At 55.1% G+C, this 23,769-nt stretch carries 18 protein-coding genes; 11 read left to right on the top strand and 7 right to left on the bottom strand.

What is annotated here, in order from left to right; all coding sequences use genetic code 11:
- Positions 1-374 precede the first annotated feature (374 nt).
- The 5 genes from ABD931_RS25450 to ABD931_RS25430 all read right to left on the bottom strand — a co-directional run bounded on the left by ABD931_RS25450 (position 375) and on the right by ABD931_RS25430 (position 6,941).
- On the bottom strand, positions 375-686 hold the full coding sequence (locus ABD931_RS25450; protein ID WP_345270841.1) for a hypothetical protein: 312 nt from the start codon (positions 684-686) through the stop codon (positions 375-377).
- A gap of 59 nt (positions 687-745) precedes the next feature.
- Complete coding sequence (locus ABD931_RS25445; RefSeq protein WP_345270840.1) at positions 746-1,075, bottom strand: hypothetical protein; 330 nt, start codon at positions 1,073-1,075, stop codon at positions 746-748.
- Between the two features lie 163 nt (positions 1,076-1,238).
- Positions 1,239-3,167 (bottom strand): helix-turn-helix domain-containing protein, encoded by a 1,929-nt coding sequence (locus ABD931_RS25440; protein ID WP_345270839.1) that lies wholly within the window; start codon positions 3,165-3,167, stop codon positions 1,239-1,241.
- A gap of 138 nt (positions 3,168-3,305) precedes the next feature.
- Positions 3,306-5,771 (bottom strand): DUF5686 and carboxypeptidase-like regulatory domain-containing protein, encoded by a 2,466-nt coding sequence (locus ABD931_RS25435; protein ID WP_345270838.1) that lies wholly within the window; start codon positions 5,769-5,771, stop codon positions 3,306-3,308.
- 57 nt (positions 5,772-5,828) lie between these two features.
- Positions 5,829-6,941: a redoxin domain-containing protein gene (locus ABD931_RS25430; protein WP_345270837.1), complete on the bottom strand. Its 1,113-nt coding sequence runs from the start codon at positions 6,939-6,941 to the stop codon at positions 5,829-5,831.
- A 420-nt stretch (positions 6,942-7,361) separates the two neighbouring features.
- Between ABD931_RS25430 and secA the strand changes: the two genes are divergently transcribed.
- The 6 genes from secA to ABD931_RS25400 all read left to right on the top strand — a co-directional run bounded on the left by secA (position 7,362) and on the right by ABD931_RS25400 (position 17,180).
- Positions 7,362-10,745: a preprotein translocase subunit SecA gene (gene secA, locus ABD931_RS25425; RefSeq protein ID WP_345270836.1), complete on the top strand. Its 3,384-nt coding sequence runs from the start codon at positions 7,362-7,364 to the stop codon at positions 10,743-10,745.
- A 64-nt stretch (positions 10,746-10,809) separates the two neighbouring features.
- Positions 10,810-11,880 (top strand): hypothetical protein, encoded by a 1,071-nt coding sequence (locus tag ABD931_RS25420; RefSeq protein WP_345270835.1) that lies wholly within the window; start codon positions 10,810-10,812, stop codon positions 11,878-11,880.
- An 84-nt stretch (positions 11,881-11,964) separates the two neighbouring features.
- Complete coding sequence (deoC, locus tag ABD931_RS25415; RefSeq protein WP_345270834.1) at positions 11,965-12,618, top strand: deoxyribose-phosphate aldolase; 654 nt, start codon at positions 11,965-11,967, stop codon at positions 12,616-12,618.
- Positions 12,615-13,730 carry a glycosyltransferase gene (locus ABD931_RS25410; protein ID WP_345270833.1) on the top strand — a complete coding sequence of 372 codons (1,116 nt, stop codon included), beginning with the start codon at positions 12,615-12,617 and terminating at the stop codon, positions 13,728-13,730. Before deoC ends, ABD931_RS25410 begins: the two co-directional genes overlap by 4 nt.
- A 39-nt stretch (positions 13,731-13,769) precedes the next feature.
- Positions 13,770-16,082, top strand: coding sequence for a M20/M25/M40 family metallo-hydrolase (locus ABD931_RS25405; protein ID WP_345270832.1), 2,313 nt, complete (start codon positions 13,770-13,772; stop codon positions 16,080-16,082).
- Between the two features lie 159 nt (positions 16,083-16,241).
- Positions 16,242-17,180 carry a 3-oxoacyl-ACP synthase III family protein gene (locus ABD931_RS25400; RefSeq protein ID WP_345270831.1) on the top strand — a complete coding sequence of 313 codons (939 nt, stop codon included), beginning with the start codon at positions 16,242-16,244 and terminating at the stop codon, positions 17,178-17,180.
- A gap of 135 nt (positions 17,181-17,315) precedes the next feature.
- Here the strand turns inward: ABD931_RS25400 and ABD931_RS25395 are convergent, their stop codons facing one another.
- Entirely contained in the window at positions 17,316-18,305 is a 990-nt protein-coding gene (locus ABD931_RS25395) for a ribonucleoside-diphosphate reductase small subunit (protein WP_345270830.1), read from the bottom strand.
- Positions 18,306-18,687: 382 nt separating this feature from the next.
- On the opposite strand from ABD931_RS25395, the gene ABD931_RS25390 reads away from it, so the two are divergent.
- Complete coding sequence (locus ABD931_RS25390; protein WP_345270829.1) at positions 18,688-19,410, top strand: glycosyltransferase family 2 protein; 723 nt, start codon at positions 18,688-18,690, stop codon at positions 19,408-19,410.
- 209 nt (positions 19,411-19,619) lie between these two features.
- Here ABD931_RS25390 and ABD931_RS25385 read toward each other — a convergent pair whose 3' ends face one another.
- Complete coding sequence (locus ABD931_RS25385) at positions 19,620-20,012, bottom strand: Hsp20/alpha crystallin family protein (RefSeq protein WP_345270828.1); 393 nt, start codon at positions 20,010-20,012, stop codon at positions 19,620-19,622.
- A gap of 171 nt (positions 20,013-20,183) precedes the next feature.
- Between ABD931_RS25385 and ABD931_RS25380 the strand changes: the two genes are divergently transcribed.
- From ABD931_RS25380 to ABD931_RS25365, 4 genes are all read left to right on the top strand, one after another.
- Positions 20,184-20,981 carry a polysaccharide deacetylase family protein gene (locus ABD931_RS25380; RefSeq protein WP_345270827.1) on the top strand — a complete coding sequence of 266 codons (798 nt, stop codon included), beginning with the start codon at positions 20,184-20,186 and terminating at the stop codon, positions 20,979-20,981.
- Between the two features lie 109 nt (positions 20,982-21,090).
- On the top strand, positions 21,091-22,014 hold the full coding sequence (gene hemC, locus ABD931_RS25375; RefSeq protein WP_345270826.1) for a hydroxymethylbilane synthase: 924 nt from the start codon (positions 21,091-21,093) through the stop codon (positions 22,012-22,014).
- Between the two features lie 3 nt (positions 22,015-22,017).
- Entirely contained in the window at positions 22,018-22,440 is a 423-nt protein-coding gene (locus ABD931_RS25370; protein WP_345270825.1) for a GNAT family N-acetyltransferase, read from the top strand.
- A 10-nt stretch (positions 22,441-22,450) separates the two neighbouring features.
- Positions 22,451-23,701, top strand: coding sequence for an ABC transporter permease (locus ABD931_RS25365; RefSeq protein ID WP_345270824.1), 1,251 nt, complete (start codon positions 22,451-22,453; stop codon positions 23,699-23,701).
- Positions 23,702-23,769 lie beyond the last annotated feature (68 nt).

Here is a 23,769-nt window from a genome sequence, read left to right as displayed (position 1 = left end):
GGCTAGCCATGTAGCCTTTCATCCGGCGGATGATGAGCGCCCAGAAGATAAACAGGATGGGGGCGACCGCCACCAGGGCAGAAAGTACAATACTGTCGAGCGGGTTGACCTCTTGTGTCCACTTCATGGCAGCGTATGTATAGGGTTCAGGATGATCCGGCCAAACTCTCCTTAAAACTTAAAATAAGAAAAGTTAGCACGGGAATAATACCACCAAAAGTACAGCAAACCAGGCTTTCTACTTGCGGACGTCAAATTAGCGTAAAGGCCTGTTTTGTACCAATTAGCATAAGGCCTCCGGCCCCTGTAAACTCATTAGCAGTTTACAGGGGCCGGAGGCCTTATGCTATGCAGGCATGAGGTATACCGCTGCGCTATCGAGTCCTCATCCGGCGCACCAGTGGGCGTTGATAGTCACCAATGGTAATCCGCCGGGAAAACCCCATCTGCAACGGTATTATTGTTTCCGGCTCCCACCGACGGGCCATAGCCGCTTTGTTGGGGTGCTTATAGTTTCGGATGGAGTAGGTTACGTCGACCCGCAATTTGCCGGCAATGGCCCGGTCGGTACGTATGTCTGCTTCCCGGTCCGTAGTGAGGAGCAGAGGAGTACCGGACTTGGCCGGGCCTGGTAAACTGAGCAGTCCGGCCAGGCTAATCAAAAGAACAGAAAGCGTACGTATCATGGTAGGTATCAGATCAGGTAAGAAGAGAGGAGAATAGTTTCGGTAGGATTAAAGCCCTATTAATCGAGTTGGAAGCGTAAGCGGACCGTATGAAGCAGATCGGTATCGTAGGGCTGCCCCTGCTTCAGAACGGCCGGGTAGCCAATGAATTCGGCAAGCTGCTCTTCCCAGGTTTTCTTTGCAACTCTTGGTGATTTGGCCGACCGGGCGGCAACGATAATGCCGTCCGGCATTACCGCCTGGTTCCGGCCAGAGATACCTGGTTTATAAAAGGCATACTTGTCGGCCTCGTTGCCGGGCTGAACCGACGTGATGGACTGCGCTGAAATCCTGGGCAGGTAAGCCAGTAAGAACAAGCGTAAAAACGAGTAATAGAGACGTGTTTTCATGGAGTCGGGCGACGGTTTGGTAGCGCGATAAGGTTGATACAAACCTCGCCCCCGACGGCAAAAACGGCTTCGTCTAATCGGTCAAAAACTTAGTCTATTGATTCAGCCCTTAGTCTATTCGGTCAACAATGGCGTTATAGTGCCATTTTGCCCGTTGCGTTTACTACTGCACAGCCGACGTAGCCAGGCCGGCTTTCCGGAGTACGGCCTGAAAGCGGGGCTCGTTCCGGTACGACACAAAGTGAGGAGATACTTTCACGTAATTAGGCAACCAACCGGTTTCAACGCCTTTTTCAAGGTACTGCAGGCATCGTTCGCGATCACCCAGGCCGGCGTACAGAATCGCCCGGTCCGGATAATTACTCGGAACGTCGGGCATGGAATTGAGCAGCCCCCGGGCCATCTCCGGCTGGCCTAACAGGGCTTTTATGTAAGCAATCCGTCCCTGAATATGTGTTGAACTGGGATTAAGACGCAGCCCCTGCTCAAAAGCCCGCAAGGCCAGTTCCGGCTGCTGCCGGATAATATAATAATAGCCTACCGCCCAGTACCAGGAATACAGATTACCGTGTAATGGCTGCCCTTCGTCAATTGCTTTTTTAGCGTCAGCGAATCGGCCGGCATACGACAGGTTGCCAATGTGACCAATCAGAATCACCGGAAACAATGGGTCCAGATTCACCGCTTTGGTGCTGTACTCGATCGCCCGGTCCATCTGCCCGACCGAGCGGAGCCACAGACTGTACCAGTAGTTGATGATGGCTTCGTTGGGGCGGTACCGCAGGGCAATCTGGTAGAAGGTGCCGGCCTGCTCCCATTTGTTCCGCTCCTGATACAACTGGGCCAACGTAGCATAGGCCAGTGCGTTTTGCGGATCAAGCCGCACCGCCGAGAGCACATTGGTTTCTGCCAATCGGGAGCAGGAATCCGGATTTCGGTAACCTTCAGACCCCATCAGCATGTAAGCCAGTCCTTTGTAAGCGAAAGCATCGCTGAATGTAGTATCCAGCGCCAGCGCCCGGTCAAAATTAACCAGGCTGGCATCCAGCCCTTCTTTGGTCCGGTTACGCATCAGGTATTGTCCTTTGAGGAACTCGGTGAACGCCTGTGGGTTATGCGTAGGTGCCTGGTCAATTCGCTGCCGGGTCACCGTCGAAAGCCGCTCCCCAAGTTGGTCAGCTACCTGCCGGACTATGGCGCGGGTGAAGCTCACGGCTTCTTTAGTCTCGCCTTCGTAGGTTTGCGACCAGATGGTTCGGTTTTCGTCGGCCCGGATAAGTTCCACAAAGATTTTAACCCGGTTACCCTGCTGCCTTACCTGCCCGTCGAGCAGGTAATCGACGCCCAGTTCCTTACCAATTTTTGGGGACGGCTGCCTGCTTTGCGCATATCCCTCCGTGGAGGTACGGGAAATCACTTTAAGGGATTCAATAAGCGTCAGCGCCGAATGAATCTGTTCAACCATACCGTCGCCGAAATAAGCGTTTCCGGCCGGACCCATGTTCCGGAAAGGCAGCACGGCAATAGCGTGTTCGGCGTCTCTGCGGGCCAGCCAGTACCAGCTCCCCCATACGGCCGAAATCAGCAAAAGAACGGCCGCTACCAACCAGCCGACGCGGAGTTGCAAAAGCCGCCTGCCCGGCCATCTGTTGGTCGCCTGTTTGTGCGCTTCAGGTTCAGAAATGTCGGCGGTTGACTCGTCGGGGCCATACACAACGGGTTCCGCCGGCTCGGCCGATAAAGCTTCGATGGGCTCAGTGCTGAGCCGACGACGAAATTCGGTAGGGTTTACACCGAAGGCTTCCGTAAAATACTTGGTGAAATTCTGCGGATTAGCAATGCCTACCCGTTCCGAAATTTCTACAACGCGCAGGTCGGTGGTACCCAGCAGTTGCCGGGCTTTTTCGAGCCTGCGCTGCCGGATATAGAGTGTTGTCGATAACTGACTCTGGTCGCGGATAAGCCGGTACAAATTGGACCGGCTTATGCCAATAGCCTGACAAATAACATCTATCGAGAGTTCGGGGTCAGCCAGGTTATCATCAATGAACTGATTAACCCGGTCCATGACCCTCTGTTCGGTTGTAGTCATAAACAGCGACAGCGGCACCCCTTCGGACGTATATACTGCGTTCGTTTCTGCCTGAAGTACCTAAGCAAATTTACACTTTTTCCCCCGAAAAGCCCAGCCCTGCGGTATAGGCTGATACCCTGGCTGTGCTGGCCAACCTCAGATCGACAGCGTCACGGTAAGCCGGTAGGCGTAGTTATCACGGGCGAGCGGGAGCTGGTTTGGCCCCCAGCGCCGGAAGACGCTGCCCCCCAGGCCCATGTACAGCGATTGCATGAAGGGAAACCGCAGCAGGTTATAGAGTGAAAGGCCGCTTTCGTAATAACCGTTTTCCAGGGTTTTAAATGCCAGCGGCTCGTGGGGTTTGCGATCGCTTAACTGCCCGAAGCCGATATGCTGCGACAGGCTGACTTCCGGCTGACTATATCGGGTTTTCAGCCGGAACAGCAGTCGTCCGAAGTTATGTTCCCAGAACAGGTACGCAAAGCGGTCGGAGGCAAACTCGTACAGGCCCATCGTCTGAAAGGTATTGGGTGAGTAGTAATAGAAGCCGTTGCCGCCCGCGCTGCTGCCGGGGCCTCCAAACAGGTATGGGTAGGGCACCGTGCCGTTGAGCCAGCCGCCCAGCAGCCGGAACCGCGACGTGCCTAAGGCCTTGCTCACCACCTCGTCATCGACCTGAACCACCGTTTTAGTGTAGGTAAACTGGCCGCCCAGTGCCGGCATACCAAGAGCGACCTGCACATCCACCACCGGGAACGAGCCCGCCAGAATGCTCTCCAGCTTGCCTGTCTTCTGCATCTGCTCGCGGGGGGCAATCCGGACGTTTAACCCCAGCTCACTGTTGTAAAACCGGCGCGGATACACCGATTCTACCGAAAACTGGTAAGGGTACGCCGTTACCTGCCGGTATTCGCGCCAGCCGTACAGGTTGAGCTGCACATGGGGCAAGGGACGGAAATACCCGTCGACCCGCCACGTCTGCACGCTATCCATGCGGCTGCGGAGCCAGTTGCGGGGTTGCGGCCGGCCCAGCACGGTCAGCGACTGACTCAGTGATGTTAACTGCCCCGGTTCGGCAATGTCCTGCCGGTAGCTGACGCCCAGCCGCAGATCCCGGCGCGGCAGCAGGTTGGCCTCCAGACTTCCGCCGTACTTAAAGGCTTTATCCAGGGTACCAAAGGCCCCATAGGCATACAGCTTTGCCCAGGGCAGGGGCGGGGGTGTCACCTGCACCCCCAAACCCAGTCGGGTGCCTTCGTACTGATTCCAGCGGAGCAGGTCGGCCACTACCAGGTCTACGGCACCGCCTTCGATGGTACCCGTGGTCAGCACCTGCATCATACCGCTAAAGCCGTTCAGGAACCGGCCGAGCCGGCGCAGTTGGGGCAGGGAATCCCACATAGCGTATGAGGCCCGTTCCCGCGTGTCGAGCGAGTCGGCCCGCAGCCGCTGCCAGACCGAATCGGGAACTGCCGCGGCACCGGGGCGCTGCTCGCGGGTCAGGTGGTCGAAGCTTTTCATGGGCAGGACCGGGTTGATCTGCCCATCGGTCACCTGGCTGCGGTTGCGAACCAGCACATCCAGTTTGGTGGTGTTTTTGGCCAGCGGCATCTTCAGGTCGGTCTGCAGCCAGTCGGGAAACCAGCGGCCACCAATGCGCTGGTATTGCTGCTGCACCCGAAACCAGACCTTCTGGTTGGTATCCGCCGGCATGGCAATGATGTTTTCAATGGCATAGCCGTCGGTATTGATATACACCACCCCGCGTAACCCTTCGAAACGCTTGTGCGGAAACGGCTGGAAAGACAACACATAGGTGCTGTCGCGCTCGTGGAACAGCGTATCTTCAATGGCAAAATCGTAGCGGGAAAAGGTACCGTCGGCAATGGGATTGAGGTAATTGCGCTCCATCACCGGCAGGGAAATGACCTCCTGATAAAATCCGAACGGCTGAAAATCAGTCGGTGTGATCCCCATTGAAAAGTCACCGGGAAACGACGATTTTGTGGCCAGAATAATTTCTTTGCGCTGGTGGGGGCGCTGGTAGCGGATCTCGGTAACAGACTCTTTCAGCCAGATATGCATCTGTTTGGTAAAGGCGTCCATCATCATCGGACTGTCTGGCCGCCGTCGGAGCTGGTTGCGGTAAGCTTCCGTGGTGGTATCGGTAACAAAGTTTTCGATGGTGTAATACGACTTGTTGTAGGTCTTACAGGTGTAGGTGGAATAGCTCTCCGGATCGTTGCGGGAGCGGTTCTTCAGCACGTTGCGGATAATGGCCCAGGCGGGGTTCTCTCCCGGCCGCACCACTACCTCGCTTAACTGCGTCACGGCCGGCTCCAGACTAATTGTCAGGACTTCAGCCTCAGCAGGCAGCCGCACCGCCTGCGCCCGGTAGCCTACATAGCTCACCAGCAGACTTTGCCCCGGAGCGGCCTGAAGCTGAAATCGCCCGTCGAGGTCGGTCAGCGTGCCCTGCTTCGTGCCCCGCACGGCCAGGCTCACAAACGCCAGCGGCTCGCGGGTGCGGGCGTCGCGCACCACGCCTTTATAGCGTTGCTGAGCGTATCCCTGCGTCAGCAGACCCACCAGCAGGCCCAGGAAAAGCCCAAATCGATTCATTCGTATGTTGTGTTACTACAACCTAATACGCACTGGCCACGGGTTTCGTATACGGCCTCAATAATACCGGCCCACAATCGGATTATCCACAATAGCCCGTCGGAATTCCCGCAGGTCAACGGGTCCCTGCTTGCGGTACACCACCTTGCCGCCCGGCTCAATCACCAGCGTGTAGGGCAGGGCACCCTGCCACTTGGGATCTACGATTTCGATGAAGGTATAGATGTCTACACCGTCCAGAATATAATTGGGGTTCGAGGCCTGTTTACTTTTCAGGAACTTGAGCGCCTTTTCCCGCGCTTCGGGCTTGTCGGTGGTGATGCTCACAAACTCGAAATCGCGGCCGCGATACATCCGGTAAGTATCCACCAGATCCGGAAACTCCACCACGCAGGGGCCGCACCAGGTGGCCCAGACGTTGACCACCCGCAGTTTATCGGTATCGTTTTTCAGCAGCTTCCGGGCGGCCGCTTCGTTCAGGCTTTCCAGCGTTACGGCTTCCTTTGCCCACCGCTCTCTGGTTTTCTGAATCCAGTCGGTCTTTTCTTTCCATTTCACCGAACAGCCAAAGGTTTTCGTGGTTGGGTTGGTCACTGGTTTTCCGGCCAGCAGGGCGTCTACGGCGTCGCGGGCATCGTTGTGGTTGGGTTTGCCCGTCGGCTTCTCTACATCATCAAACCGGCCCACGTACCGTAACGTCCTGTTTTTGTCGAACACAAACACGTGCGGGGTAGCCACGGCCCCGTAGGCGCGGGCGGTGGTCTGGGTAGCGCCGTCGTAGAGATACGGAAAGGTATAGCCTTTTTCGCTGGCCCGGATCTTCATCTCGTCGAAGCTGTCGCTGAGGTCACTGTAACCGAGTTCGTCGAGGCTGACGGCCTCCGGATCATTGGGCGAGATGGCCACAACCTGCACGCTCTTGTTTTTGTAATCGGCCGTAAACCGGATCAGGCGGTCTTCGTAGGCCTGGGCAGTGGGGCAATGGTTGCAGGTGAAGACTACGACCAGCACATCGGCTTTGGCGAAACTGCGCAGGCTGTACGGTTTGTTATCCACACCGGTCAGGTTAAAATCAGGTGCTTTGGCCCCAATCTCGAGGGTTTTCGGGTCTTCAGCCCGGCCGGTAGTAACCAGCCATCCGGTAATCAGAAGCAGGAACAGACATTTCATAGCAAAAGCAGGGTTATGGCGTAAACACGTAGCAGAAAGATACAAAACAGAATGGGTAATGCGGCTGATCGACGCCAAACTTTATCTGCCGCAACCGGGACACTCAACCGGCACCCGGCTGCGCTACCGCTAATTATCTGCCATTATGGCGTAAAAAGCCCCACAACCCGCGCCTGGCCCGATAGTTGACGATTCAGGTAAGCCTGCCGGCTAAAGCGCGTATTAACGAGGAATTATAAATCAATCAGCGGGCTTGTTGCAGGACCGCCGTAATGAACTAATTTTGTGCAAAATTACGTAATTCATATAGTCGATAGCCGTTAGTCAATACGGGGCCGCCCGGCGGTCGTTAGTAAAATCCGCGGAGCCACTAACGACTATCGGCTATCGACCACTGACTGTCGACTATTTTTCGAGAAAATGATTAATCTCATCACCAAAGGCATAACCAAGTTTTTCGGCACCAAGTCACAACGGGACCTGCGCGACCTGTACCCGTATGTGGAGAAGGTGAATACCGAATTCAACCGGTTGAAAGACCTTTCCAACGACGAACTGCGCAATACATCCGCCGAGCTGAAGCAACAGATCGCCCGTGAATTGCAGGACATCGACACCAAAGTGGCCGACCTGAATCATCAGGTGAGTAGCCAGCCCGATATGGATGTCAACCAGAAAGAACAGATCTTCAACCAGATTGATAAGCTGGAAGCCGACCGCAACAAGGAACTGGAGCGCGTGCTGCTGGACATTCTGCCCAAAGCGTTTGCGGTGGTTAAAGAAACCGCCCGCCGTTTCAAGGAGAATGAGCAGCTTGAGGTAACGGCCACTCCGCTCGACCGCGAGTTCGCCTTCCGCAAAAAACACATTACCATCGACGGCGACAAGGCCTACTGGGCCAACCAGTGGGATGCCGCCGGCACACTTATTAAGTGGGATATGGTCCACTACGATGTGCAGATCATTGGTGGCGTGGTGCTGCACCAGGGCAAAATTTCCGAAATGGCAACGGGTGAAGGAAAGACGCTGGTGGCTACCTTCCCGGCTTTCCTGAACGCGCTGGCCGGCCGGGGGGTACACATCGTGACGGTGAACGACTACCTCGCCAAGCGTGACTCGGAGTGGATGGCTCCGCTGTTTGAGTTCCACGGCATGCGCGTCGACTGCATCGACAAGCACCAGCCCAACTCCGAAGCCCGCAAGAACGCGTACCTCGCCGACATCACCTACGGCACCAACAACGAATTTGGTTTCGACTACCTCCGCGACAACATGGCCCGCAGCCCGGAAGAACTCGTGCAGCGGAAACACCACTACGCCATGGTCGATGAGGTTGACTCCGTGCTGATCGACGATGCCCGGACGCCCCTGATTATCTCAGGTCCGGTACCGCGTGGCGATGAGCAGGATTTTATTGAACTGAAGCCTCGTGTATCGCGGGTGGTTGAGGCCCAGCGTAAGCTGGTGATGGACCTGCTGAACGAAGCCAAGAAAAAGATTGCCGCCGGCGACGAGAAAGAAGGCGGTGTGGCCCTGTTCCGGGCGCACCGGGGTTTCCCCAAATACAAGCCGCTGATTAAATACCTCAGCGAAACCGGTATGAAGCAGATCCTCCAGAAAACGGAATCGATCTACCTGGCCGAAAACCAGAAGCTGATGCCGGAAGCCGATGCTCCGCTCTACTTCACCATCGACGAGCGGCACAACAGCATCGAGCTGACCGAAAAAGGAATTGACTACATTACGGGCTCCGGCGAAGACCCGAACTTCTTTATTCTTCCCGACCTGTCTATCGAACTCAATGCCGTCGAGAAGAACAGCGAGCTGTCGGAGCAGGAGAAAATTCTGCACAAAGAAGCCGTTATCCGCGACTACTCCGTTAAAACGCAGCGCATTAATACCGTAAACCAGTTGCTGAAAGCCTTCAGCCTCTTTGAGAAGGATGTGGATTACGTGATTATGGACGGAAAGGTAAAGATCGTTGACGAGCAGACGGGCCGGATCATGGAAGGTCGTCGCTGGTCGGATGGTCTGCACCAGGCCGTAGAAGCCAAGGAAGGTGTAAAGGTCGAAGATGCTACCCAGACCTACGCCACCGTGACGCTGCAAAACTATTTCCGGATGTACCACAAGCTGGCCGGTATGACCGGTACGGCCGAAACGGAAGCCTCTGAATTCTGGCAGATCTACAAACTGGATGTGGTGGTTATCCCGACCAATAAGTCAATCATCCGGAAAGATGAAGAAGATAAAGTCTACCGTTCGGTGCGGGAGAAATACAATGCCGTAGTCGATGAGATTGTGAGCCTGGTCGAGAAAGGCCGCCCGGTTCTGGTGGGTACCACTTCGGTCGAAAACTCCGAACTGCTCAGCCGCCTGCTGACCCTGCGGAAGATTCAGCACCAGGTCCTGAACGCCAAGTACCACCAGCGCGAAGCCGAAATCGTTTCCGAAGCCGGTAAGCCGGGTACGGTTACAATCGCTACCAACATGGCCGGTCGGGGTACCGACATTAAGCTGACGCCCGACTCACGGGAGGCCGGTGGTCTGGCCATCATCGGTACGGAGCGCCACGAATCGCGCCGGGTCGACCGGCAGTTGCGCGGTCGTTCGGGTCGCCAGGGCGACCCCGGTACCACGCAGTTCTTTGTGTCGCTGGAAGATAGTTTGATGCGTCTGTTCGGCTCCGACCGGATTGCGCGGGTTATGGACCGCATGGGTCTGGAAGAAGGCGAAGTAATTCAGCACTCGATGATCACCAAATCCATCGAGCGGGCGCAGAAGAAAGTCGAAGAAAACAACTTCGGCATCCGGAAGCGACTCCTGGAGTACGACGACGTGATGAACTACCAGCGCGAAGCCATCTACAAGCGTCGCCGGAACGCCCTCTTCGGGGATCGTCTGCCGCTTGACATCGCCAACACCATGTACGATGTCTGCGACGAAATCGTTACCAATACCGAAGGCAATTACGACGAGGTGGCGCTGCAGATGCTGACCGCCATGGGCGTGAGCGTATCCATCAGCCGCGAAGAATTTGTCAAGCTGAAGAAGCCGGATCAGATTCAGCGCCTGTACGAAGAGGCTGAGAAAAAATACCATGAGAAAAACCTGGCTATTGCCGAGAAAGCCCTGCCGGTACTGCAGCAGGTACTGCACGAACAGGGGGCCGTTATCAAGAACATTGTGGTGCCGTTTACCGACGGTATGCACGAGCTGACCGTCGTCTGCGACCTGCAACAATCGGTAGATACGCAGGGACGCGTACTGGTGACCGAAATGGAAAAGGCCGTTACGCTGGCGGTGATCGACCAGGAGTGGAAAGAGCACCTACGCGAGATGGACGATCTGAAGCAGTCGGTACAGAACGCCGTATTCGAGCAGAAAGACCCCTTGCTGGTGTACAAATTTGAGTCGGTGGAACTGTTCAAGCGTTTCCTGAACAAAGTAAATTTCGACACGATCAGCTTTCTGAGCAAAGCCGATATTCCGGCGCAGGAGCCCCAGGAGGTGCGTCAGGAAGTGATGCAGGCCCCGGCCCGTCGTCCGGAACCACAGCCCGAACTGCATACCAACAAGGAAGACCACGAAGAGCCGGTATCGGGCGGTCCCGAAGAGTATGCCCGCCGGATGGCCGCCAGCAACCGGCCGCCTGAGCGCCAGGTGCCGGTACGGGTTGCCAAGATTGCCAACCGCAACGAACGGGTGAACGTGCAGTATGCCGATGGTACCGTGAAGCGGGATGTAAAGTACAAAACCGTCGAGAACGACGTCATGAGCGGTCGGGCCGTGTTAATTGAATAGGGATTTGACAAAACCAATCATTAAAAGCCGGAAGTCAGGTCGTCATACGAAGCGAAGTCAACGTATGGCCGTCTGGCTTTCGGCCTTTTTAGTGGTGTACCTGTTTGTGGGCCTGAAGCAAGCGGCCGATCCCATTGCTCTGAAAGCTGAACCGCTGCCCTTTACGCCCAAAGAGTTTTATATTGCTGAAATTACCGACGAGCGGCCGGAACGTGGCGCTATAGGTCACCTGATCACTACCCCCGGCCGCCCGGCGGAGCGGGTGGATTTGCAGGGGGGCACCCTACCGGCGCTCCGGCAGTTTGTGCGGCAGAGCCTCCGGCAGAATCAGTTGCTGCGGCCCATTGCCATTCGCGTCAAACAATGTAAAATCACCGAAGCGCCCGCCACCGGCAACCGGGTGGAAGGCCGGATTGTGCTGTCGCTGGCGTTCGATATTCTCCGCGATGGCGAATCGGTCCGGTTGGTGGAGTACCAGGGCGGAGCCCGCTACAACCGGCCCGCCGGCCAGCTTACATCCGTTGAGCCGACGCTGCGGCAGTCGCTGTCCGATGCGCTGCGGTTTCTGAATACGTGGATGAACCAGCAGGCGAACCAGAACGAAAAGCTGGCAAAAGAACTGAAGGTGATGTTTACCGATTATAGTAACCCGGTCGAAACGGATTCCGTCTTTTACTCCGTCAATCGCCCGCTTACCTGGAATGACTTCCGGGCCAAACCGTCGGCCATCAGCCGGTACGCGGCCGCCGTGTTTCCTAGTTTTGCGTACGAAGGTGGCAGCGAAACGGTGAACGGCGTGCTGAACATCAAGCTGACCCTGAAGGTCTACGTGCTGAAAAGCTCATCCTGGGTAAAAGAAATAGCCCGCAACGACTACGCCCTCAACCACGAGCAGCGGCATTTCGACATTGTCAGGATCGTAGCCGAACGGTTTAAGCAGCGGGTGCCCGCCGACAGCCTGAGCATTGACGATTACAACAGCATTATCCAATATCAGTACCTGGAAGCGTTCCGTGAAATGAACCGGCTCCAGGAGCAGTACGACGGCGAAACCAACCACGGCATCAACCAGGCCGCCCAGGAACGCTGGAACCAGCGCATCGACGCCGATTTGCGGAAGTACGGCATCAAGTAGTAACGCCAGGTCCTTCCGTTCTCCCAACCCGAAACCCTGAAACATGAAACGTATATCGACCACACCAACCTGAAACCCTGAAACATGAAACTTGAAACGTATATCGACCACACCAACCTGAAACCCACCGCTACAGAGACCGACATCCGGCAACTCTGCGCAGAAGCCTATAGGCACCGGTTCCGGACGGTTTGCGTGCCTCCCTCCTACGTACTGTACGCCAGTGACATCCTGGCCGGCTCGCCGGTTAAGGTTTGCACGGTTATCGGGTTTCCGATGGGGTACACCAGTCTGGCCGTAAAAGTAACAGAAGCGGAGAAGGCGCTGGAAGACGGCGCTACCGAACTGGATGTGGTGATGAACCTGGCCCGGTTTAAGTCGATGGCCTACCTGAGTGTACGCGAGGAGATCAGTACGCTGGCCGGGCTGGCTCAGAGTCAGGGGGCGTTGCTGAAGGTCATTATTGAAACCGCTTACCTGGACGATAATGAAATCCGGATTGCCTGCGAATTATGCACCGAAGCCAAAGCTGATTTTGTCAAAACCTCCACCGGCTTTGCCCCCGCCGGTGCCGAGATCGAGCAGGTAAAACTCATCCGGTCGCTGCTGCCCGAAAGCCTTCAGGTAAAAGCTTCCGGCGGCATCAAAACCTATGAGCAAGCCCTGGCCTTTATTGAAGCCGGTGCCACACGAATTGGTACTTCCTCGGGCGTCGCTATTGTGCAGCCGGCAGTATGAAAAAAGAGCGTATCCTGCACATCAGCACCGCTCACCAACCCACCGACCCCCGGGTCGTGTACAAACAATGCCGCACATTGGCGCAGGTCTATGAGGTCTACTGCGCCATCCCCAATGCCGTACCGGGTGTAGCGCCGGAGATCCGGTTTATCCGGCTGCCGTATTTCAAACGGGTGATCTGGCGTACCCTCATCACCTGCCCGCTCATTGTGCTGCGCTGCCTCTGGCTGCGGCCCCGCGTGGTTCATGTTTACGTACCGGAATTCATACCGTTTGCGTTTCTGTTCAAGTGGACGGGTTCGGCAGTGATTTATGAGGTGCAGGAGAATCTGTATAAGAAAATGCACCTGAAGACCTTTAACCGGGGCTGGCTGCTGGAGCGGGCCTTCCGGTATTTTGATAAGCTGGCCCGGCAGCAGTTTACCCTGATCTTTACCGAACACGGCTATCTGGATACCTATACGGATCTGGCAAAACCCTACGCCGTTGTTTACAACTATCCCCTGCTCCAGGACATACTGCCCTACCGTCGACCGTACCGCCGGCCGCAGGACCCCATCACGTTTTTCTACATCGGCTGGCTCACCTTCGAGCGGGCGTTCGACGCCATGCTGGAGGCCTTTGTGCAACTGAAAAAGCGGTATCCTTCTTTCACGGTGCATCTGTTCGGTCGCCAAACCTTCAGCCAGTACGATCTGGAATGCATTCCTGCCTACCAGGTGGTGAAAGAAAACCTTGTTTTTTACGGCTACACCAACCAGCCGGAGGCCCTCCCCTACGCCATCAACGCCGTTGCCGGTATTGCGCTGCTGAAACCCGTAGGTGACTACCCCGACTCCTACACCACCAAAATGTTTGAGTACATGGCTCTCGGCCTGCCGGTCCTCACCTCCGATTTTCCCCTGTACCAGGACGTAGTCGAACGGCATCGGTGCGGCTTCTGCGTCGACCCCACCGACACGGCCGCCGTAGCCGACCGGCTGATCTGGCTGATCGAGCACCGCGACGAAGCCGAAGCGATGGGCCGGCGCGGGTACGAAGCTGTGCAGCGGGAATACAGTTGGGCTACCGAAGCCGAGAAGTTGCTGGAAATCTACGCGTCTTTACGTTAATTTACCAGTGCCGACGTTAACCCGCTACCCACCTACCTCATGCTACCGTCCCGTCTCCTCCTGGCCATATGTATTCTGCTTGCCCTAACCGGTTTTTCCGGCTGGAGTATCTGGCTGATCCGACCACCCGAGGCACTGCCCGCCACGGCCCCGGTCACAGAATTTTCGGCGGAGCGGGCTATGTCCTATGTTCGCCGGATTGCTGCTGCCCCCCACGCGATGGGCACCCCGGCGCACGAGCAGGTACGGGCGTATCTGATAAACGAGATGCGCCGGCTCGGCTTACAACCTGAGGTGCAGGACCTCACCGTAAGTGCCCAGGCCTGGAGTTCCAGCCTGACAGGGCATGTTTACAACATCATCGGACGCTTACCGGGACAAACCAGTGGTAAAGCGGTGCTCCTGATGGCTCACTACGACTCCCAGCCAAACACCCCCGGTGCCGGCGACGATGGGGCCGGTGTAGCCGCCATCCTGGAAACCGCCCGCGCCCTCCGGCAGGGACCACCCTTGCAAAACGACGTGATTTTTTTGCTCACCGACGGCGAAGAATACGGTCTTTTTGGTGCGAGTGCCTTTCTCCACCATCCGCTTGCCAAAAATGTTGGGGTTGTCATCAACCTGGAAGCCAGAGGAAACAGCGGCCCGAGCATGACCTTTGAAATAAGCCCCGAAAATGGCTGGGTGGTTGAGGAGTTCGTTAAAGCTGCCCCGTATCCGTTAGCCAGTTCGCTGATGTACGAAGTGTACCGCGCCTTACCCAACGACACGGATTTTTCGGTGTTCCGGAAAGCGGGCTATACCGGCGTCAACTCGGCATTTATTGATGGATTTATCCACTACCATAAACGGACCGACTCTCCCGAAAACCTGAACCCGAACAGTCTGCAACACCACGGTGCCAACATGCTGACCTTGGCGCGGCATTTCGGTACCATTTCGCTTAGTCAAACCAAAGCGCCCGATAAAGTATTTTTCAATCCGGCCGGTAGCTGGCTGGTTCAATACCCAATGGCGCTAAACTGGCTGTGGTTTACCTTACTAACAGGCTTGTTAATCACCGTGATCGTTGTCGGTATGCGTAGGGAAGCCCTTACGCTATCGCAGGCACTTGGCGGCTTTTTTCTGTACCTGCTCATGCTGGCGATAGTGGCCGGCCTTTCTATTCCGACCAATTGGCTCGTGCTGCGCCTGCTGCCCTATTTGCATCCCTTCAACGGTGTGTATGGTCCCGACCTTTTTTTGGCAGGATATATCTTGCTGGCAACAGGCCTGTTTCTGCTCATAAGCCGGGTAGTCTTACGTTGGCTGCGCCTGTTTTCGTTTACAACAGGCGTGTATCTGCTGATGTATGGGCTGACGCTTACCCTGTTTATCCTCGTCCCGTCGGCCACGTTTGTTTTTATGTTCCCCCTGCTGTTTTGCCTGATTGGCACTCTGGTCGTGTTTGCACAGAACGGGCACCGGCAGGAGGTAACCCTTCCTTATGTGGGCATTCTGCTGGTTGCGCTGCTGCCCGCCATTTTTATGCTGATGCCCATTGTCCGGCTGTTGAGCGTAACGTTTGCCCTGCAACTGCCGGTAGCTACCGTAACCATGCTCAGTCTGGTACTGGGACTGGCACTGCCTTTGCTGACGGTAGCCGAACAACAGACAAGCCTACGACGCATACCCGTACTCCCCTTGCTCCTTTTGCTGGCGGGTATCCTGCAAACGGCCTTTGCCATCCGAAACGAACAACCCAGCCCGGAACACCCCCTGCACAGCCACGTCGGCTATTACCTTAATGCCGACAGCGCGCAGGCCTGGTGGGCATCGGAGTACCAGATCACTGACGACTGGAACAACCAATTTTTTCCTAACCCCACCACCGGCACGCTCGCTGAGTTCAACCCGATAGCCTCTGCGGTATATCTGAAAGACAAAGCAACTCCGATTACCGTCCAGCCTCCCGTTGCTGAACTGATAGCTGATTCGGCAGCCGGCACCGAACGGGTTTTACGTATCCGCCTGCGCTCCCCCCGGCAGGCCGCCCACCTGCAGCTTGTGCTGTTATCCCGGCAGGAAAGCAACCTCTCCGCCGTAACGCTGAACGGCGAACCCGTGCCCCCTGCGTTTACCACCACCGCCGAAGGCCCGGCCTTGTATATCCGGTTTTACGGATTGCCCATTTCGAAAGAAGTAACGCTATCGGCACGGGTAAAAAACGGGAGTCCCCTGCGGCTGCTGCTATACGACCAATCCATCGGCTTACCCCCACAACTGGTCAACATCCCTATGCCCGCCCATGTAATCCCGGAGCAGGGCAGAACCAGTAATATTACGGTAGTCCGGAAAGAGTATCGGTTTTAAACCTGACCGTCAATTCAGCCTAAGTATCCACACCAAAAACTTAACTTTCCAAAGTCGTATTTGAATTATTCCGGCTAACCCATCCGAATGGCCTAAAAAATAAGTACCTTTGCGGCCTGAAATTGCGGTTTCCCGCTACCAGCCTTAACCGTTGGCACAATGTATATTCACGCGGTCAGCCACTATTTGCCTACGCAGGTAGTTGGTAATGAACACTTCACTCAACTAAACGGCCTCGCCAGCGAATGGATTATCGAGCGCACCGGCATTGAGGAACGGCGCAAAGCCGGCCCCGACGAAAACGCCAATACACTGGCTGTCGAAGCCGTCCGGGCATTACAGGAAAAAGCCGATTTATCGGAAGTTGATCTGATTGTCGGGGCTACCTATACCCCTCACGATACCATCGTAACGCTGGCCCACGTTGTTCAGCACCATCTGCATATTCCGGATATTCCGGTGGTTTCCATCTCCTCCGCCTGCTCCTCGCTACTGAACGCCATTGAGATTGTGGAAGGGTATTTTGCCCTGAAAAAAGCGCGTCGGGCGCTGGTTGTAGTCTCGGAGCATAATACGGCTTACTACAACGAGGAGGATACGGTATCGGGCCACCTCTGGGGCGATGGCTCAGCGGCCCTGCTGCTGACTAAAGAGCGTCAGAGTCCGGACGATATGACCATCCACTGCGTCATTACCGGCGGAGCCGCCACCAGCGGGAAGGCCACCACCGCCGTTGTCCTGAAGCCGCTGGAACGGGGCGTTATTATGCCCCACGGCCGCGATGTTTTCAGCAACGCCTGCCAGTACATGCCCAAGGTGAGCCAGCAGGTGCTGTACCGCTGCGGCCTGACGCTCCACGATGTCGACTATATTCTGCCCCACCAGGCCAACCTGCGCATCAGTCGCAACGTGATGCAAACGCTTGGCCTGCCGGAAGAAAAACTCATCTCCAATATTCATCGGCTGGGTAATACCGGTTGTGCCGGCTGCGCCATCGGCCTCTCCGAAAACTGGGACACATTCCAGAAAGGCCAGCGCATCATTGTCACCGTCTTCGGCGGGGGGTACTCGTACGGGGCAATGCTCGTAGAAGTTTGAAATTAGTCGCTACAGGGCCGCCCGGCGGTTATTAGTGGCGCACCAGGTAATAGAATAGCCTCGTCGCCTAAAGGTTACTGACGAAAAAAGCCTCCGGGTGTTCGGAGGCTTTTTTCAGGCGGCAGACGACAGCTATTAAAAATCTTCTTCCAGCGTAAACTTCACGGCATCACGCTCGTTCAGATTCGACATCACCCCGGCTTTCTGGTATTCGCCGACGCGCTTTTCAAAGAAGTTGGTCTTGCCCTGTAGCGAAATCATATCCATGAAATCGAACGGGTTGGTGACGTTGTATATTTTCTGGAGACCCAGCGACACCAGCAGGTGATCGGCCACAAATTCAATATACTGTTTCATCAGATCGGCATTCATCCCGATCAGCGACACCGGCAGGGCATCACTCACAAATTCCTGCTCGATATCAACGGCATCTTTGATGAGTTTGTACACATCCGCTTCCGGTAATTTGTGCTTGATATGATCCGTGTAAAGCAGGCAGGCAAAATCGCGGTGCAGCCCTTCGTCGCGGGAGATAAGTTCGTTGGAGAATGACAGGCCCGGCATCAGGCCGCGCTTCTTCAGCCAGAAAATAGAGCAGAAAGAACCCGAGAAGAAGATACCTTCCACGGCGGCAAACGCCAGCAGCCGCTCCACAAACGAGCCGTTGTCGATCCAGCGGAGCGCCCATTCGGCTTTCTTCTGCACGCAGGGAATGGTGTCGATGGCGTTGAGCATCTTATCTTTCTCAACCGGATCTTTGATATAGGTATCGATCAGCAGCGAGTAGGTCTCCGAGTGAATATTTTCCATCATCACCTGGAAGCCGTAGAAGCACTTCGCTTCGGCATACTGCACCTGCGACAGGAAGTTTACGGCCAGGTTCTCGTTCACAATACCGTCGCTGGCCGCAAAGAACGCCAGTACATGAGAGATAAAGTGGCGCTCGCCGTCGCTCAGGTTCTCCCAGTCTTTCAGGTCCTGCGAGAGATCAATTTCTTCGGCAGTCCAGAACGAAGCCTCGTGCTTCTTGTACATCTGCCAGATGTCGCTGTGCTGGATAGGAAACAGCACAAACCGGCCTTTATCCTCTTCCAGGATTGGCTCAATTGCATTTGTATGTATCATAATCGTCCGTTTATAAATCGTGCTGTACAGCTTTCGAAAACTGTAGATGGTCAGGCGGGAGACTTGCTGACTATTCAACAAAAATAGGCGATTCAGCAGGATAGTCAAGGTGTTTGACAGACCAATGGATAAGGTGTAAACTTGCTCAACGGGTAATGTTAACTATATCAGTGAGTTGGCTGCCCTGGGCCACAGCAAGTTCTTTGATTAGTACCAAAAAATACAAGGCTTTGATAATCAGCACCCTTATACGTAAGCTTTCGACACTAAAATTAAGGCATTATTAGCCAGGGCTTCTTTGTTTTCCTGATTCGTGCGTACTTTTGCCTGTTTCCCTGACAATTCACTGCATTCCATCTTGACTGTTCGGTTATCCGCTGTTATGATCACGCTCAACTCCGAGCGGGTGTTACCTGAGGTACTACAGGCCCTTTCGTGGTGCGACGAAACGGTGATCGTCGACTCCGGCAGTACGGATCGTACTCTGGCGATTGCCGACCGCTTTGGTTGCCGCGTTCTACACCGCGATTTCGATGGCTTTGGTACCCAGAAAGGCTTTGCCGTGAGTCAGGCCCACCACGATTGGGTGCTGGTAGTGGATGCCGATGAGGTGGTAACACCCGAGCTGCGTGACGAGATCCAACAGCGCATTGGGCAGGAGAAAGCGGTCGGTTATGAGGTCCCTATCTCGCTCGTCTTTCTGGGGAAATTAATGCGCTACGGCGGAGAGTACAAAATGCCGCACCTCCGGCTGTTTAACCGGCAATACGGGAATTACAACACCAACCGCGTCCATGAAGACGTGGTGCTGAGCGGCCCGGTAGCCCGCCTGCACCACCATATGCTGCACTATAGCTACGGCTCCCTGCACGAATACTTCGAGAAGTTCAACCGCTACACCACCGCCGGTGCGCGGGACCTGGTCACGCGGCAAAAGAAAGGTTCGCTTTTCCAGGTCTTGTTCCGGCTGCCGCTTACCTTCCTGAAAGAATACATTCTGAAACTAAACTTCCTGAACGGCTACCCCGGCTTTCTCTGGTCGCTCTTCTCCGCCATGTACCCGGTCGTGAAGTACGCGAAGCTAAGGGAGATGGAGGAGGTGTAACCCGGAATGTAATCCTGGGTTTCGTTGTTAAGAACCAGAATTACAATCCGGGTTACAATGAAAAAAGGCCTGATTCCGTAGAAGCAGGCCTTCGATATATGTTGACAGAGCCAGAGAACGGCTCCGGATACGGGAAGAAAGAATTCAGGAGAATAAACTCTTCAGTTGGATAAAGCTTAACTACATGGCATTTTCACAAACTCCTAAATTCAGAATAAACCCTCAATATCGATCCGGCGGTTCAGGTGCTCTTCATTCTTGAAAGGCAACGATACCAATACCCGGCCGTGTTCGTGAACGGCTTCAATCTGTTCGGCGTCGACAAACGTCGGAATATCCAACACCCGTAAAAACATGGGTACAGCCAAACGCTGACCTACTGTATCGTTATCCTGTACTAATAATGTATAGAGTACAAGCTTGTTTCCTTCAATCAGGACATTAAACGCATTGGCGTCTACGCCTGGGGCAGATAGTGTAATGACTAAACGATCATCTTCACGCTGAACATCCATAGTTGTCATGCTGGAACCACCATAAAGCGTGTTCAACAGATCTATCTGACCTCCCGTTCCACTGAATACATTCTCTATCGCTCTCATAATACCTGTTGTTTACTGTTCAACTTAAGTTTTACAAATCCTGTGCCTACTTTAGAAAATGAGATAGGTAAGCCAGGCTGTCAGTAGAAATAGGCCAAAAACTGTGCAAACCTGTCGGTTTGACCGAATTTTTTTCAAAAAGTTTAATTTTATTGCCAATTTTGTCGTATAATGGGAATTTTACTTTTTCCGGTAGGGCTGGGTATTCTGTTGCTTTCTGTGGCTTATGTGTGGCTCAACTTCCACAGGCAAGTCAACAGATTGCGGATTTTGATGTACCATAAAGTGGATCCGGAGCGGATGGATATGCTTACCGTTTCGGTACCTCAACTGCGGCAGCAACTGCGCTATCTTCAGTCGGCCGGCTACCATTTTGTGTCGTTGCAGGCTGTTCTGGCCGATTTTACCGGAACGGGTCCTGCTTTGCCGCCCAGGTCTGTCCTGCTGACCTTTGATGATGGCTATCGGAATAACCTGACCTATGCCCTTCCGGTATTGCAGTCCTTTGCTTCCCCTGCTGTGGTTTTTGTGCCCACCGCCTACATCGGAAAAACCAATGTCTGGGATGGCGGTACCGATCCGCTGATGAGTGTGGACGAATTGCGACACCTCAGCCGCCACGGTGTGGAATTAGCGTACCACTCGCATCGGCATCTGAATTACAAAGGGTTATCGGCCGACCAGATCGGAGAAGACCTGCTCGCCAATCTGGCGGCTGCCCGGCAGCTTGATCTGCCATTGCTGCCGGCCTTCGCTTACCCATACGGAGGGAGGCCCAAAGATTTGGCTACCTACCGGGGTATGGAGGCCGCCATGAAAGAAGGCGGGATTAGGCTGGCGTTTCGCATTGGCAACCGGATCAATTCATTGCCGCTCCGGAAGCCGCTGGAAATAAACCGGATTGATGTGCGGGGCACCGACTCCTTTGCCCTGTTTAAACGGAAAGTGCGCTGGGGACGTCTACTGTGAGCGGGGCCCCGAAAACGCGCATCCGTAGTTTCTTTTTTTGCCAATATCAACGGAAGTTTGCACCGGCTTACCCATAGCCGGCGTACCAACCTACAGACTAAAGACGAGTATGCATATAAAAATAGGAACGCGGAGCAGCCGGCTGGCGCTCTGGCAGGCCGAATACATTCAGGAGCTGCTGGGCAACGGCGGAGTGAGTTCCGAATTAGTTTTGATTGAAACCAAAGGCGATAAAATACAGGACCGGTCCATTGCCAAGATCGGCAGCAAAGGCATCTTTACCCAGGAACTGGAAGATCAGCTCCGGGCCGGCACCATTGATATTGCGGTCCACAGCGCCAAGGACCTGCAATCTTCGCTGCCCGCCGATCTGGGCATCATTGCCTTTACGGAGCGGGAACAGGTGAACGATGTGCTGGTGAGCCGCAACAAGACGGTTTCGCTCACCAGCGGACAGCCGTTTGTTATCGGCACGTCGTCGACCCGGCGGGTGGCCATGCTGAAGCACTTCTGCCCGCACGTGACCACCGTTGATATGCGGGGCAACTTACAGACCCGGCTGCGCAAGCTGGACGAAGCGCAGTGTGACGCCCTGCTGCTGGCCTACGCGGGCGTGCACCGGATGCAGTACGATGACCTGATTGTGGAGTATCTGCCCGTACAGGAGTTTACCCCCGCCGTCGGTCAGGGTAGTGTAGCTATTGAAGCGGCCATGAGTCTGACCAATGAGAAGCTGCAAACGATTCGGCAATTGACGAACCATGAGGCTACGGAAACCTGCCTGAAAGCCGAACGGGCGTTTCTGCGCCGGTTAGAAGGAGGGTGTAGTATTCCGGTATTTGGTCTGGCAACCTGGGCTGGTGCGGAGATTAGCCTGACCGGCGGAATCATCAACCTGGACGGTAATCAGATGCTGCGCGAGACCTTTACGGGTACACCCGCCGAAGCCGAACAGTTGGGTTACCAACTGGCCGAGAGTATTCTGGCGCAGGGCGGAGACGAGATCCTGCAGACCATCCGCGAAAAACTATAACGTATGGTAAAGATAGCCACCACCGAAGCCGATATCCGGCGCTGTTTGCCGGCCATACTGGCGCTACGACCGCATTTATCTGAAGAACAGGCCCTGATTCAGATTCCGGTACAGCAGCGGGAAGGATACACGCTGGCCTTTGTCGATGCCGGTGAGCCCGTTCCGGCAGTGGTGGGCTACCGCATCATACACCTGCTCCATACCGGCAAAACCCTGTACATCGATGATCTATCGACCTTGCCGGAAGCACGCGGAAAGGGCTATGCCGGGATGCTGCTGGATTTTGTGATTGAGCAGGCCCGGCAGGCCGGTTGTACCCATGTTACGCTGGATTCCGGCCACAGTCCGCAGCGGTACGATGCGCACCGGCTGTACCTGAACAAGCGGTTCAATATTGTCAGCCATCATTTTGCGTTGAAGCTATAAACGACCCACCATGAATCTATTCCGAATTAGCTGGAGTAACCTGAAGGATAAACCGCTAAGCAGCTTTCTGAGCGGACTGCTGATGACGCTGGGAATTACCATTATCTCGCTGCTGCTGCTGCTGAACAAGCAGTTGGATGAGCAGTTTGCCAAAAACATCAAAGGCATCGATATGGTGCTGGGAGCAAAGGGAAGTCCGCTCCAACTGATCCTGTCCAGTGTGTACCAGATCGACGCGCCAACGGGTAATATTCCATTGGCCGAGGCCGAGCGACTGACCCGCAACCCGATGATAAAAACGGCTATTCCGCTGGCCATTGGCGATAATTACCGCTCTTTTCGCATTTTAGGTACCAACAAAAAGTACCTGGATCATTACGAAGCTACAGTCGGCGAGGGTAAGCTGTTTGCGGAGGATATGGAGGTGGTTATCGGGCCACGGGTGGCGGAGGTAACAGGGCTGAAAATTGGGGATACCTTTGCCGGTTCGCACGGCCTGGACGAAGCCGGCGAAGCCCACGAAGAAGCACAATATAAGGTAGTGGGTATCCTGAACCGCAGTAATACCGTAACCGACCAGCTTATTCTGACGAACATCTCCAGCGTCTGGGCCATTCACGACCACCACGAGGAAGGTGCCACTACCCCCGCCGGAACCGAAGAAGGGCACGCGGACGAATACGGCGACGATCACGACCATGAAGCGGCCGCCGACGAAAACCGTGAGATCACCAGTATGCTTATTCAGTTTCGCAATCCGCTGGGGATGATGCTGGCGCGGGGCATCAATAATAACTCGAAGCTACAGGCGGCCCTGCCGTCCATTGAAATCAATCGCCTGTTTTCACTGCTGGGTGTAGGTGTAGACACGCTCCGGGGACTGGCCATTGTGATTATGCTCATTTCCGGCATCAGCGTCTTTGTCTCCCTGTACAACTCCCTGAAAGAGCGCCGTTACGAAATGGCCTTAATGCTTTCGATGGGTGCCACCCGAACACAACTATTTGGAATGCTCTTGCTGGAAGGACTGGTACTGGCCCTGATCGGCTTTGTGCTGGGGCTGCTCTTCAGCCGCATCGGGCTGCTGCTCTTTTCGGCGGGTGTGCAGCATCAATACCACTACAGCCTGTCCTCGTTCGCCATCCTGCCCGAAGAGTGGGCCTTACTCGGCGTCGCCGTCCTGATCGGTTTACTCGCAGCCGCCCTGCCGGCCATCGGCGTCTACCGCATGAACATCTCCCGAACGCTGGCGGAGGAGTAATAAACGTTTGAGGTTTGAGGTTTAACGTTTGACGTTACTACTAACGTAGTCCTTCAACTGTTAATCCT

Source organism: Nibrella viscosa (assembly GCF_039541875.1).
GTDB classification, from domain to species: Bacteria; Bacteroidota; Bacteroidia; order Cytophagales; family Spirosomataceae; genus Nibrella; species Nibrella viscosa.
This window is presented reverse-complemented; position numbering and strand designations above follow the sequence as displayed.

Excerpts from the sequence above, each read along its gene's own strand:
- ABD931_RS25450 (WP_345270841.1), bottom strand. The coding sequence starts at position 686 with ATGATACGTACGCTTTCTGTTCTTTTGATTAGCCTGGCCGGACTGCTC.
- ABD931_RS25445 (WP_345270840.1), bottom strand. The coding sequence starts at position 1,075 with ATGAAAACACGTCTCTATTACTCGTTTTTACGCTTGTTCTTACTGGCT.
- ABD931_RS25440 (WP_345270839.1), bottom strand. The coding sequence starts at position 3,167 with ATGACTACAACCGAACAGAGGGTCATGGACCGGGTTAATCAGTTCATT.
- ABD931_RS25435 (WP_345270838.1), bottom strand. The coding sequence starts at position 5,771 with ATGAATCGATTTGGGCTTTTCCTGGGCCTGCTGGTGGGTCTGCTGACG.
- ABD931_RS25430 (WP_345270837.1), bottom strand. The coding sequence starts at position 6,941 with ATGAAATGTCTGTTCCTGCTTCTGATTACCGGATGGCTGGTTACTACC.
- secA (WP_345270836.1), top strand. The coding sequence starts at position 7,362 with ATGATTAATCTCATCACCAAAGGCATAACCAAGTTTTTCGGCACCAAG.
- ABD931_RS25420 (WP_345270835.1), top strand. The coding sequence starts at position 10,810 with ATGGCCGTCTGGCTTTCGGCCTTTTTAGTGGTGTACCTGTTTGTGGGC.
- deoC (WP_345270834.1), top strand. The coding sequence starts at position 11,965 with ATGAAACTTGAAACGTATATCGACCACACCAACCTGAAACCCACCGCT.
- ABD931_RS25410 (WP_345270833.1), top strand. The coding sequence starts at position 12,615 with ATGAAAAAAGAGCGTATCCTGCACATCAGCACCGCTCACCAACCCACC.
- ABD931_RS25405 (WP_345270832.1), top strand. The coding sequence starts at position 13,770 with ATGCTACCGTCCCGTCTCCTCCTGGCCATATGTATTCTGCTTGCCCTA.
- ABD931_RS25400 (WP_345270831.1), top strand. The coding sequence starts at position 16,242 with ATGTATATTCACGCGGTCAGCCACTATTTGCCTACGCAGGTAGTTGGT.
- ABD931_RS25395 (WP_345270830.1), bottom strand. The coding sequence starts at position 18,305 with ATGATACATACAAATGCAATTGAGCCAATCCTGGAAGAGGATAAAGGC.
- ABD931_RS25390 (WP_345270829.1), top strand. The coding sequence starts at position 18,688 with ATGATCACGCTCAACTCCGAGCGGGTGTTACCTGAGGTACTACAGGCC.
- ABD931_RS25385 (WP_345270828.1), bottom strand. The coding sequence starts at position 20,012 with ATGAGAGCGATAGAGAATGTATTCAGTGGAACGGGAGGTCAGATAGAT.
- ABD931_RS25380 (WP_345270827.1), top strand. The coding sequence starts at position 20,184 with ATGGGAATTTTACTTTTTCCGGTAGGGCTGGGTATTCTGTTGCTTTCT.
- hemC (WP_345270826.1), top strand. The coding sequence starts at position 21,091 with ATGCATATAAAAATAGGAACGCGGAGCAGCCGGCTGGCGCTCTGGCAG.
- ABD931_RS25370 (WP_345270825.1), top strand. The coding sequence starts at position 22,018 with ATGGTAAAGATAGCCACCACCGAAGCCGATATCCGGCGCTGTTTGCCG.
- ABD931_RS25365 (WP_345270824.1), top strand. The coding sequence starts at position 22,451 with ATGAATCTATTCCGAATTAGCTGGAGTAACCTGAAGGATAAACCGCTA.